Origin of the sequence: Nocardia nepalensis, assembly GCF_048910785.1 — a bacterium.
GTDB classification, from domain to species: domain Bacteria; phylum Actinomycetota; class Actinomycetes; order Mycobacteriales; family Mycobacteriaceae; genus Nocardia; species Nocardia nepalensis.
Map to the genome: position 1 here is coordinate 267,021 of NZ_JBKBET010000028.1, position 14,090 is coordinate 281,110.

At 67.9% G+C, this 14,090-nt stretch carries 1 protein-coding gene; it reads right to left on the bottom strand.

The genetic code is table 11. The annotated features are described in order from the left end of the window. Positions 1–134: 134 nt before the first annotated feature. A complete protein-coding gene (locus tag ACHQ4I_RS21985; protein WP_420773678.1) occupies positions 135–13,796 on the bottom strand; it encodes a non-ribosomal peptide synthetase in 13,662 nt (4,553 codons plus the stop codon). Between the last annotated feature and the right edge of the window lie 294 nt (positions 13,797–14,090).

Genomic DNA, 14,090 nt, shown 5'->3' on the forward strand with positions numbered 1-14,090 from the left:
CTCGGCTCCGGGATCCCGGGCCGTGTGGTCGCTGGCGATGTCTCGCGCGAATCCACCTCGGTGGCACCAGGTTTCATCGATGCGTTCGGGCGCTCTGTCCATGGATAGTTCGAAACGCTCTCTCACGACCGCATTCACCCTTCGGCCTCCTTCACCGCTGCGCCTTCGAGGTATTCGTTGAGCACGGGACCGATGACGGCGAGTGATTCCGGTGTCGTCATGGCCGAGTGCCTGCAGCGCAGGTCGTGGTTGTGGATGGTGCCGGTAATGAAGGGTTGCCAGGCGGCGGCGCAACGGGTTGGGTCGGTTCGGTTGATTTCGTCGTCGGCCGCGGTGAAGAACAACACGTCACCGTCGAAGGTGCGCGGGCGGAAGCCGTGCGCGAGCACGGTGCCGTTGGTGTAGCCCGCGTACAGGCGTTCCAGATGTTCGACGGTGAGGGCGGCGAACGGGCCGGGGCGCGAGCGCAGCAGTTCGGCGGCGTCGCGCAGGCTCATCCGCTGGTCGAGCTCCTCGCCGTCGCCCAATGCGTCGCTGCCGAACTCGCCGATGATCTCGGCAACGGTCGGGATCGCGTGCTCGAGCCATTGGTCGGTCAGCCGGTAGCTGTCCATCATCGACAGCAGCGCGACCTCGTCGCCCGCCTCCTGCAGTCGGATCGCGACCTCGTGCGCGATCAGGCCGCCCAGCGACCAGCCGAGCAGGTGGTAGGGCCCCTGTGGCTGGATCGATTTGATATGCGCGACATAGCTCACCGCGGCCTCGCCGATCGAATCGAACCCGTCCTCGCCCGCGACATGCGGCGCCTGCAATCCGTATACCGGGCGATCCGGCGCGAGGTGCGCGAGTAGACCCGAGTAGCACCAGGCCAGTCCGATCGCGGGATGGATGCAGAACAGCGGGGCACGGCTCGCGGCGGTGCGGGCGCGGATCGGCAGTACCGGATCCAGCATCGCGGCGATGGCCGAACCGGTGGCGCCGGTGCCGTCGAGCCGGGCCGCGATCGCGGCCGGGGTGGAGTCGCCGAACATCAGCTGCACCGGGATATCGATCCCGTTGGCGCGCAGCTGGGCCACGACCTTCGTGGCCAGCAGCGAGTTGCCGCCGAGTTCGAAGAATCCGTCGTCGACACCCACCGTTTCGACACCGAGCACCGTCGAGAAGGCGGCGCACAGCTGCGCCTCGGTCGGGGTGGTCGGCGCCCGGTAGCCCTCGCTCGCGCTGAAGACCGGTTCCGGCAGTGCCTTTCGGTCGAGCTTCCCGACCGGGCTGAGCGGAACCTCGTCGATCAGCATGATCGATTGCGGCACCATGTAATTCGGCACCTGCCCGGCGACGTGCTCGGTGAGTTCCGCGGCGGTCAGCGTGACTCCGTTGCCCGCCTTCACATACGAGACCAACGCCGTCATACCCGCGGGTGTGCGGTATCCGATGGTCGTCGAGAACTCCACCCCCTGATGCCGGGCGAGTGCGGCATCGATCTCGCCGAGTTCGATGCGGAACCCGCGGATCTTCACCTGATGGTCGGTGCGGCCGATGTATTCGATCTCGTCACCCGCCTCGGTGCTCCGGTTGAACCAGCGCACGAGATCGCCGGTGCGGTACATCCTTTCGCCCGGTTTGCCGTACGGGTTCGCGACGAACCGCTGCGCGGTCAAGCCCGGCCGGTTCAGGTAGCCCCGGGCCAGAGCGTTACCCGCCAAATGCAATTCACCGGTTACCCCGACCGGCGCGGGATGCAGTCGGGCGTCGAGAATGGTCGCGCTCACACCGCGGATCGGGCCGCCGATGGTGATCGGCTCGCCCGGCGTCAAGGGCTGCGAGATCGCCGTGAGAATGGTGGCCTCGGTCGGCCCGTACGCGTTGTAGAGGTTGCGCCCCGGCGCCCAGCGGGCGACCAGATCCGGGGGCACCGCTTCACCGCCGACCAGCACATGCGCGAATTCGGTGACCCCGGTCGGGTCGACCGTGCCCAGCGCCGAGGTGGTGATGAACGCGTGCGTGATCCCCTCGTCGATGAAAACCTTGCCCAGCTCGGCCCCGCCGACCACGCCAGGCGGCGTGATCACCAGCGTCGCCGCGCCACCCAGCGCGAGCAGCACGTCGAGCACGGCGGCGTCGAAGCTCGGCGTCGCGAAATGCAGGACCCGGCAACCGGGTTGGACGTCGAAGCGCTGCGCGGTCTCCGCGGCGAAGTTCGACAGACCGCCGTGGGTGACCACCACGCCCTTGGGCGTGCCGGTCGAGCCGGAGGTGTAGATGACGTACGCCGGATTGTCCATCCGCAGCAGGGCGGTCCGCTCCGTCGGCGCGATCGGCACATCGGGCGCATCCAGGACCCGCGCACGGAATTCGGCGTCGTCGAGCACGATCCAGTCGGAATCGCCCTGCATCCGATCGCAGTGCGCAGCCAGCGTGATCCCCAGTGCCGCACCGGAATCGGTCAGCATGTGCCTGATCCGCTGTGCGGGGTACATCGGGTCGACCGGCACGAATGCGGCACCGGCCTTGGCCACCGCGAGCATGGTCGCGACCGATTCGACCGAACGCTGAATCCCCAGCGCCACCAGCGTTTCCGGACCGACGCCGCATTCGATGAGCACCCGTGCCAGCCGGTTGGTCCACCGGTCGAGCGCGTCGTAGCTCACCTCGGTGTCGTCCGAGCGCAACGCGATGGCGGTGCGGTCGACATTCACCGCGGCCTCGAACAGCTCCGGCAGGGTAACCGGCCGGTCCGCCCGCGCGCCGTGCACCGGGGCCAGCCCGGACCATTCGGCCGGATCGAGCAATTCCAGATCACCCACGGCGGTGGTCGGATTCGCGGCCACGGCCGAGAGCAGGCGGACCAGTCGCCTGCCGAGTCGCTGTGCGGTCTGCTCGTCGAACAGATCGCTGGCGTAGTTGACCGACAGCGTGATCCCGTCCGGTTCCTTTGTGTCGGTGTGGAATTCGGTCAGGGTGAACTGCAGGTCGAATTTCGCGATGCCGGTGTCGACGTCCTCCGCCTCGATGCGCAGCCCGGGCAGTTCGAGCACGCGCACCGGATGGTTCTGCACCGAGAGCATCACCTGGAACATCGGGTGATGGGCCTGCGAGCGAACCGGGTTCAGCACCTCGACGAGGCGTTCGAACGGCAGATCGGCGTGTGCGAACGCGTCCAGATCGATGTCGCGCACGGTGTTCAGCAGATCGGTGAACCTGGCGTCGGGATCGATCCGGGTCCGCAGTACCAGGGTGTTCACGAACATGCCGACCATTCGGTCCAGCGCGGGATGGCCACGCCCGGCGATCGGAGTGCCGACGACGATGTCATCGGTCGCGGTCATCCGGTGCAACAGCACCGCGAGCGCGGTGTGCAGCACCATGAACATGCTGACGTTGCTGCCGGTGGCGATCTTCCGCAGTTCCCGATGGGCGAACGGGTCGATCGCGCATTCGACGGTGCCGCCGCGGTAGGTCGGTGCGGGCGGACGCGGCCGGTCCGCGGGCAGGTTCAGCAGCTCGGGAATCCCGTCCAGGGTGTGGCGCCAGTAGTCGAGCTGGCGGCTCACCACCGAATCCGGTTCGTCCTCGGTGCCGAGCGTGTCCTGCTGCCACAGTGTGTAATCCGCGTATTGGACCTCGGATTCCGGCCAGTCGGGCAGCTTTTCGGCGCACGCCGCACGGTATGCGACGGCCACATCGGCGGCCAGGGGTTCCAGCGACCAGCCGTCCATGGCGATGTGGTGCACGACCAGTACCAGGACGTGCTCGGTCGACGCTGCCGGCGGCGCGTCGTCGACGCCACCGCGATCGACCGTGATCAGCCCGGCGCGCATCGGCACGGTCGCCGCCAGGTCGAATCCCGGCGTCGCGAAACCCCGCACAGCGCTGGGAACTTCCGCGGGCGCCATCGTCGCGACGAACAGCGGGACGGCGGCGTCGGCCGGATCGAGCACCTGCTGCGCGGGCACCCCATCGATCTCGGGGAACACCGTCCGCAGCGTTTCGTGGCGCTGCTGCACCGCGTGCAGCGCCCGCCCCAGCGCCTCGACATTCAGCTCGCCGTGCAGGCGCAGTACGACGGGAATGTTGTACGCACCCGCAGTATTGTCCGCGTCCGTCCCGTTTCGATTGAACTGGTTCAGGAACCACAGCCGGTGCTGCGCCGCCGACAGCGGAATCCGCTCGGGTCGCTCACGGCGCACCAGCTCCAGCGTGGCGTCCTGCGCATCCGGTCCGGAATCGAGCAGCGCGGCGAGGGCGGCGACCGTCGGCGTCGTGAAGACGGTGCGCACCTCGAGCCGGGTATTCGTCGCCGCGGCCAGGCGGGTCACAAGTTGCGTTGCCAGCAGCGAGTTTCCGCCGATATCGAAGAAGCTGTCGTCGGCGCTGACGGTTTCGACGCCGACCAATTCGCCCATCACCTCGGCGACCAGCCGCTCGGTATCGGTCTCGGGTGCGCGCTGCGCCGTGCGCACCGTCAGCTGCGGCTCCGGCAGGGCGGCGACATCCAACTTGCCGGTCGGTGTCAGCGGAATCCCGTCCAGCACGGTGATGCTGGCCGGAACCATATGTGCGGGCACCCGTTCGGCGACGTGGGCACGCACCGCATCGATATCCGGTGCCTCGATTTCGTCGGTGGGCAGGATGAACGAGACGATCCGGTCCGCACCCGCGATGTGGCGCACCTCGGTGTGCGCGTACCGCACGTCCGGATGTTCGACGAGCACATTGGTGATCTCGCCGAGTTCGATGCGGAAGCCGCGCACCTTCACCTGATGGTCACTGCGCCCGAGGTAGACGATTTCGCCCGCGGCATTCCAGCGCACCACATCACCGCTGCGGTACATCCGCGAACCCGCAGGACCGTAGGGGTCGGCCACGAACCGCGTCGCGGTGAGCTCGAACCGGTCGAGATACCCGCGCGTGACACCGAATCCGCCCAGGTACAGATCGCCGGGCACGCCGACCGGCACCGGGCGCAGCCGCTCATCGAGCACCAGCGCCCGCGCACCGCGCACCGGCGTGCCGATGTTGATCGGTCCGCCGACCTCCATCGGATCGGAGATCATGATGACGACGGTGGTTTCAGTCGGCCCGTATCCGTTGAGCATCTGCCGTCCCGGCGCCCAGCGGGCCACCAACTCGGGACCGAAGGCCTCGCCACCCACCATCAGCCCGCGCAGGCTCGGCAATGACCACCGTTCCCGATCAATGGTGGACAGCGCCGCCGGGGTCATGAACGTATGGGTGACACGTTCGCGCTCCATCAGCGCGGCCAGTTCATCGCCGCCGTAGACATCCGGCGGGACGATCACCATGGTCGCACCGGATCCGATCGCGAGCAGCAGGTCGAAGATGGCCGCGTCGAAGCTCGGTGAGGAGAAGTGCAGCGTGCGCGAATCCTGGTCGATCACCATGCGCTCGCGGACCTCGTCGCCGAAATTCGACAGGCCGCTGTGCGTGACAGCCACGCCCTTGGGCTTTCCGGTCGAGCCCGAGGTGTAGATCACATACACCAGATCGGCGATACCGATGGGGCGCAGGCGGTCGTGGTCGTCGACCGGGCTGTCGTCGAGTCCGGCCAGTTCAGCGGCGAATTCGGGATCATCCAGCAGCAGCCACTCGGTGACCGACCCGTCTGCTGCGCGCAGCCGATCGGCATGCGCGGACACCGTGATGCCGACCCGGCAGTCGGAGTCCACCAGCATATGCCGGACCCGGTCGGGCGGATAGTTCGGATCGACCGGCACGAACGCCGCACCGGATTTGGCCACGGCCAGCATCGTGACGACCGATTCGATCGAGCGGGTCAGGCCGAGCGCCACCCGGTCCTCCGTACCGAGTCCGCGTTCGATCAGCGCCCGCGCCAAGCGATTCGAGCGCTGGTCGACCTCGGCGTAGGTCAGCGAGGTGCCGCCCCCGCAAATGGCCGTGCGGTGCGAATGCCTATGGGCGGTGGCGGTGAAGTACGCGGCCAGCGTGCACTGCGGGGTGGTCGCCGCGCCGGTGGCCGGGGTGAGCACACGTCGCTCGAATTCGGTGCGCGCGTCGATATCTCGGACCAGCACCCGTGGCGCGCCGGTAATGGCCGCGAGCACCGCCATGAACCGATCGGCCAACGTCTCGATCGTCGCGGCATCGAAAAGCTCAGCGGCGTAGACGAATTCGAACGCACTCCCGGACTCGCCGGGAGCCGCGTCGCGGGAACTCGGCACGACCCGCAGCTCCAGTTCGAATTTCGCCAGCGCGATATCCAGTTCTTCGGCGCGCAGTGCGAGGCCGGGCAGTTCGAGCGCCGGCACCGGCCCGTCCTGCACCGTCAGCGCCACCTGGAACAGCGGATGGCGACTGCTCCCACTGGCGCCGCGGCCCAGTTCCTTGACGATGCGCTCGAACGGAACATCGGCGTGCGCCATGGCGGCCAGCTCGGTGTCCCGATCCGCGCGCAGTAGCGTCGTGAACGGGATGTCCGGGTCGACATCCGAGCGCAACACCAGTGTGTTGACGAACATGCCGACCAGTTCGTCGAGCTTGGTGTCGGTGCGGCCCGCGAGCGGCGTGCCGATCACGATATCGCGACCACCGGTGACGAAGCGCAGCAAGACCGCGAGCGCCGAACGCAGCACCATGAACATGCTGACGCCCTGTGCGCGGGCGAATTCGGCGAGGGCCTGCTGCACCGGCTCGGGCACGCTGAAGCGCACGGAGCCCGCCTCCTGAGTGGGCCGGGCCGGATGCGGCCGGTCGTAGGGCAACGGCAGTTCCTCGGGCAGGTCCGCCAGCGCGGCGCGCCAATAGGCGAGCTGTTCGCTCGCGAGGCTGTGCGGATCGGCCTCGTCACCGAGGCAGGCGCGCTGCCACAGCCCGAAGTCCGCGTACTGCACCGGAAGCGGCGTCCAGTCGGGTACCCGGCCCTCGTGCCTGGCCGCATAGGCGGCCGCCAGATCGTTGGTCAACGGACCGAGCGACCAGCCGTCGGCCGCGATGTGGTGCAGCACGATGCCCAGCAGATGCCGTCGGGGTTCGGTGCGCAGCAAGGTCATCCGCAGCGGGATGTCCTGGGTGAGATCGAATCCGGTGCGGGCGAATGCCCGCAACGCCTGCTCGGCCCCGCTCTCGTCGGTCGGCACCAGGTCGAGCACCGGCACCGCCCTGGCGGTGGGCAGCACCGATTGGTGTGCGCCCGCACTGTCCTCGGGAAAGACGGTGCGCAGCACCTCGTGTCGTTCCACCAGATCGGTCAGCGCCGCGCGCAGTGCGGGCACATCCAGATCGCCGTCGATTCGAATGACGAATGCGATGTTGTACGCACTGGATTCGGGTGAAAATCGATTGAGGAACCACAGTCGCTGCTGCGGCAGCGACAATGGAATGCGTCCCGGACGCGGGGTTTGCACAGCCAGCGCCACCCGTTGCGTCCGGGGCGCTTCCGTTATGCGTTCCGCGATACCGGCCACGGTCGGCGTCTCGAAGATCAGCCGCACCGGCAGGTCGACTCCGAACTGCTCGTACAGCGCGGCGGCGAGCCGGGTGGCGAGCAGCGAGTTCCCGCCCACGTCGAAGAAGCTGTCCTCCGCGCCGATGACCGGGTGGCCGAGGGTATTGCCGAACACCGCGGCGACCTGCTCCTCCAGCTCGGTGCTCGGTGGGCGCGAGGTACCCGCCGCCGCGAAAACCGGTGCGGGCAAGGCCTTTCGGTCGAGTTTGCCGGACGGGGTGACCGGCATCTCGTCGAGTACGACGATCGAGGCGGGCACCATATAGCCGGGCAGCCGCTGGCGCGCTGTCTCGGTGATATCGGCGGCATCGATCGCCTCGTCCGCGGTCACGTAGGCGACCAGGCGGGGCTGGCCCTCATCGTCGGTGTGTACGACGGTGAGCGCGCGGCTCACCCCCGGGTGCGCACGCAGCACATGGTCGATCTCGCGCAGTTCGATGCGGAAACCGCGGATCTTGATCTGGTCGTCGGCGCGGCCGAGGAAGCGCAGCTGACCGGTCGGATCGGAGACCACGAGATCGCCGGTGCGATACATCCGCTCCCCGCGCCTGCCGTGCGGGTTGGCCGGAAAGCTTTGTGCGGTAAGGCTGTAGCGGCCGAGATAACCGCGCGCCAGTCCGGCACCGGACAGGTACAGCTCCCCCGGCGTGCCCGGCGGCACCGGGTGCAGTCGGCCGTCCAGCACGAACAGCCGCATGCCGCGCACCGGCATGCCGAGCGGCACCGGACGGCCCGCCTGCATCGGGCCGCTGGCGGTGGCCGCGACGGTCGCCTCCGACGGTCCGTACATGTTGTGCATGCGATGGCCGACCGACCAGCGATCGACCAGTTCCTCCGAGCACGCCTCACCACCGACGATGACGGCCTCGAGTTCGTCGAGTCCCTCGTTCGGCACCGTGGCCAGCGCGGCCGGGGTGACGAAGGCATGGGTGACCCGCTCCGTGCGCAGCAGCTCGGCGAGCTCCGCACCGCCGTACATGCCAGCCGGCGCGACGACGATGGTGGCGCCCGCCGCGAAGCCGAGCAGCAGCTCCAGCACCGACGCGTCGAAGCTGGGTGAGGAGAAGTGCAGTGTCCGTGCCGAATCCGACACCCCGAACAGGTGCATCTGCTCTTGCGCCAGCGAGGCGATACCGCCGTGGGTGACGATCACTGCCTTCGGCTTTCCGGTGGAGCCCGAGGTGTAGATCAGGTACGCCGGATGCGCGGTGCGCAGCGGGTGGTGGCGGTCCGCGTCGGTGACGGGATCGGTGGAGTAGCGGGCGGATTCGGTGGCCAGCTCATCGGAGCCGAGTACCAGCCAGTCGACATAGTGTTTGCGGTGTTTGCCGCGGCCGGCGGGCCAAGCGGGCATGGCGGCCAGGCAATCCGGGACGGTGAGTCCGAGCATGGCGCCGGAATCGGCGATCATGTGCCCGATTCGCTCGGCCGGGTAGCTCGGATCGATCGGCACATATGCCGCACCGGTTTTCGCGACGGCCCAGATTGCCGCGATGGAGTCGAGGCTGCGCGGCAGCGCGATCGCCACCACGACCTCGGGCCCGGCACCGTGTTCGATCAGGGTGCGCGCCAGGCGATTCGACATCTCGTCGAGCTCGCGATAGCTGGTGTCGGCGCCCTCGTAGCGCACCGCGACGGCATCGGGCAGCCGCTCGGCGATATCGGTGAGCAACCGGGCCAGGGTGATCGACGGTTCGCCGGGCGCACCCGCGATCGGCACCAGCTTGGCGGACTCGCGCCTGTCCAGGATGTCCAGATCCCCGACCGGCAGATTCGGTGCTGCGACAACGGCACCGAGTACCGCGATGAAGCGACGGGCGAACGATTCGATCGTGTGCTGATCGAATACGTCGGTGGCATAGCAGAATTCGGCGTGCAGCGGACCGTCGGAGATTCCGTCGTGCACCTCCAGCTGCAGATCGAATTTGGCGATATCGGCCGCGATCGGCAGCACCTGCGACTGCACGCCGGGCAGGTCGATGCTCAGATCGGGTGCGCGGTCATAGGACAGCATCACCTGGAACAGCGGATGCCTGGCGGCGGAGCGCTCCGGGTTGACGAGCTCGACCAGCCGCTCGAACGGCACATCCGCGTTGGCGAAGGCGTTGAGATCGGTTTCGCGGACCACGTCGAGCATCTGGTCGAACCCGGCCGCCGGATCGACCTCGGTCCGCAACACCAAGGTGTTGACGAACATGCCGACCAGATCGTCGAGCGCCGGATCGGAGCGGCCCGCGATCGGGGTGCCGACGGTGATATCGGTGCTCGCGCACAGCCGCGCCAGCAATGTCGCCAGTGCGGCGTGCAGCACCATGAACATGCTGACGCCCCGGCTGGCCGCGAGTTCGCCTGCGGCGCGCCGGATCTCGGGTGCGATGGTGAACTCGACCCGGCCGCCGCTGGTGGAGCGGCGCAGCGGGCGTGGGCGATCCAGCGGCAGGTCGAGCTGGTCGGGCAGGCCGCGCAGGGCCGAGCGCCAGTAGGCGAGCTGGCGGCTCAGCGCACTGGCCGGATCGGCCTCGTCACCGAGCAGTTCGCGTTGCCACAGCGCGAAATCGGCGTACTGCACCGGCAGCGGCGTCCATTGTGGCGCGGCGCCCTGCACGCGCGCGGCGACCGCCGACATCAGATCCTTGGCCAACGGCGCGATCGACCAGCCGTCACCGCAGATGTGGTGCAGCACGATGAGGAAGACGTGGCGATCCGGTCCGGTGGTCCACAATGCCACCCGGATCGGGGCCTGGCTGCGCAGGTCGAACCCGTATCCGGCGAACTCCTCGGCGAGTGCGAGCGCATCGGCGCCGGTGGCGTCGATCGGGTCCAGGGTGAGCGGAATCTCGGTGGCCGGATGCACCAGTTGGCGCGGGCCCTCCGGCGCGTCCGGGAAGGTGGTGCGCAGAGACTCGTGACGGTCGATCACATCGACGAGTCCGGCCCGCAGCGCCGTGAGATCGATCGGTCCGTCGATCTCGACGGCCAGCGGCATGTTGTAGGCGGCGGCGTGTTCGGCGAAGCGGTTGAGAATCCACAGCCGCTGCTGGGCCAGCGACAGCGGAATCCGTTGCGGCCGTTCGGCGGGGACCAGTTTCGGGGAGGACGTGTCCGGATTGTGCGTGGCGAAGCGTTCGCTCAGCGCCGCGATGGTCGATGCCTCGAACAGGTCGCGGATGGTCAGTCCGGCACCGAGGGTGGCGTTGATCCGCGCGACCGCGCGTGCGGCCACGAGCGAATTGCCGCCCAGGTCGAAAAAGCCGTCGTCGACGCCGATTCCGTCGGTGCCGAGGACTTCGTCGAAGATGCCCGCGAGTACCCGCTCCACCTCGGTGCGCGGTTCGGCGGTGACCAGGCCGACCGGGCGGGCGACGGTTGGTTCGGGCAGGGCCTTGCGGTCGATCTTGCCGTTGGCGCTGAGTGGTAGTTCGTCGAGGATCATCAGCGTGGCGGGCACCATGTAGTTGGGCAGCGTGCGGCGCAACGCATTCAGCAATGCGGTGGTGTCGAGATTCGCGGTAAATGCCGGGGCGGCAACGACATAGGCGGCGAGCTCGTCGCCGGTGCGGCTGTGATGGGCGACGCAGACCGCGCGGGCGACCCGCTCGTCGGCCAGCAGCGCCGCCTCGATCTCGCCGAGTTCGATGCGCAGACCGCGAATCTTGACCTGGAAGTCGGTGCGGCCCAGGTATTCGAGGACGCCGCGCTCCGAATCACCCTCGTAGCTGCCGAGATCCGGATCGGCCTGCCAGCGGGCCAGGTCGCCGGTGCGGTACATCCGGGTACCGGGGGTGAACGGGTTGGCCACGAAACGATCGGCGGTCAGCCGGGATTGGCCGATGTAGCCGCGCGCGAGCTGGGCGCCCGCAAGATACAGCTCCCCCACCACGCCCGGTGCCACCGGCCGCAGACGCCCGTCGAGAACGTAGGTCTGGGTATTCCACACCGGCGATCCGATCGGCACGGTCTCCGGCTCGGCCGGGCACGGCCAGTAGGTGACGTCGACGGCGGCCTCGGTCGGTCCGTACAGATTGTGCAGTTCCGGCCCGCGCAGTGCGGTGTGGAAATCGCGAACGGTGGCCGCGGGCAATGCTTCACCGCTGCAGAACACCCGACGCAGGCCGGTGCAGCCGCGCACGTCGGTATCGGTGACGAACACCGACAGCATGGAAGGTACGAAATGCGCCGTGGTGATGGACTTTTCGCTGATGACCTGGGCCAGGTAGCCCGGATCGCGATGTCCGTCGGGTGCGGCGATGACCAGTCGGGCACCGATTTGCAAGGGCCAGAAGAATTCCCAGACCGAGACGTCGAAGGTGGCGGGGGTCTTCTGCAGGACGGCGTCGGTGCCGTCGAGGGGGTATTCGTGCTGCATCCAGCGCAGCCGGTTGACGATGGCGGCGTGGGTTACGCTGACGCCCTTGGGTTTTCCGGTAGAGCCCGAGGTGAAGATGACGTACGCGAGATGATCGGCGCGCAGCGGGGCGCGACGGTCGGCGTCGGTGATCGGGGCGGCGTCGAAATCCGACAGGTCGACGGTGTCGATGGCCAGTGCGGCTGCGCGCTCGGGGAGCGTGAGTTCGTCTCGGGCCGCGGTCAATACGCACACCGGGTCGGCCTGCTGGAGGATCTGATCGGTCCGGTCGGCGGGGTAATCCGGATCCAGGGGCAGGTAGGCCGCGCCCGCCTTGATGATCGCGTAAACGCCGACGACGAGTTCGAGGCTGCGCCGCAGGCACAGTGCGACCACTGTCTCAGGGCCCGCGCCACGGGCGATGAGCAGGCGGGCCAGCCGGTTGGCCCGCTCGTCGAGTTCGCGGTAGGTCAGCGTCTCGTCGGCGAATTCGAGGGCGACCGCATCCGGGCAGATCATCGCGCGATCGGCGAACAGACCGGACAGGGTGCCCTGGTGCGGCGCCGTCTCGGTGGCGTTCCAGGTGTGCAGCACGCGCTCGCGCTCGTCGTCGGTCATGGCGACGAGGCTTTCGGTGTGGGTGTCGGGTTCGGCGGCGAGGAATCGGGTCAGGAAGTCCAGGAACCGGCCGTGGTGCGCCGCGACCTCGGTCTCCGCGTAGAGCTGCGGGTTGGCCTCGAAGTCGATGTGGATGCGGCCGCCCTCACCGTTGTACAGATTGATCGAGAGGTCCTCGACCGGGCCGGTGGCGAGCACGTGCAGCGAGCCGAGCAGACTGCCGAACTTCAGCTCGGAGTGGAACAGCATGATGTTGACCATCGGACCGAAGAAGCCGCGCGCGTCGCGGGAGTAGCCGCAGTCGCGGCGGATGTCGTCGTGGCGATAGCGCTGATGGCGCAGCGCGCCGGTGATCTGCAGTTCCGCGCTGCGCACCACATCGCGGACGGTGGTCTCGGCATCGAACCGCAGCCGGATCGGCACCACATTGGAGACCACGCCCGCCGACCGGCGCAGCGCGACCGTGGTCCGCGCGGAGACCGGCAGGCTCAGCACCACATCCGGATTGCCGGTCACCGAGCGCACATAGCAGGCCAGTGCCGCGACGAACATGGTCGAGCTGTGGGTCTCGAGCGCGGCCGTGGCCGTCCCCATCGCCGCCTCGGCGGCATCGTCGAGGATCGCGCAAGCACGCCGCCGCCCCGCATCGGGGGCGGCGGTCAGGCCGTTCACGTTCGACAACGTCATTGGTCCACCCGCGCCCGCCAATTGCTCGAGCCAATAGTCGCGGTCGGTGCGGAACCGGCTGGAGTCGCGATAGGTGGATTCGTCCCCGTAGATGGTGGCCAGCGGCGTGGCTCGGGAGATAGCGGGTTCGGTGTGGTCCTCCAGCGCCGTATAGATCTCCGCGGTGCGGGTGAGCGCGTTCATCGCGCCGTAGCCGTCGATCACGATGTGATGGCCGCGGGCGTACCAGATGTAGTCCGCATCGCCGGTCCGCAGCACGATATTGGTGGTCAGCGGATCGCGTTCCAGATCGATCGGCGAGCTGGCGTGCTCGTTCATCCAGCGCAGTGCGGCCTCGTGCGGATCGGGCTCGTCGCGCAGATCTATCCGCGCCCACCCCGGGCGGAAGGTGTGGTCGATCATCTGGTGCGGGACGCCGTCGATCTCGACCAGACGCACATATCCAACCTGCGTTTCGCCGCCGAAGCGTTCGATCGAGTAGAGCAGACGGCCGACATCGAGGTCACCGTGGATCTCGACATACTGAGCTATGGTCAGCGGGACGTCGGGGCGAATCCGTTGGGCGTACCACAAGGCTGTTTGCGCAGGCGACAGTGCAAATGGCTTTGCCGAGAATTCACCGGAAGAGCATTGGTCGACGCGATCCGTGGCCAATGAACTCATCAATCACTCCTTCTGCCGCTGTTGACGCACAACTCCCCGAGCACCGCCACCGCAGGCGCGCATGCGCCAGCCGTAGGACGTGATCCACGCCCATTGATTCGGAGCATCGGATGCAGCGGATGGCCAGCGTTGCGGAAATGTTTCACTTCGAACGCCGTTGGCAGCACCACACTTTCGCAAGCTATTTTTTAGCAAACTATACTACTTGACCCGGGTCGACGGGGGAAATACCCGAGCTACCAGGAGTGCGGAATCAGACTTGGCTACTGACCGGCGAACAGCATGCTAACGCGC

What these genes read in the sequence shown, in the direction of transcription:
- ACHQ4I_RS21985 (WP_420773678.1), bottom strand. Translation starts at nt 13,796, where the DNA reads ATGAGTTCATTGGCCACGGATCGCGTCGACCAATGCTCTTCCGGTGAA.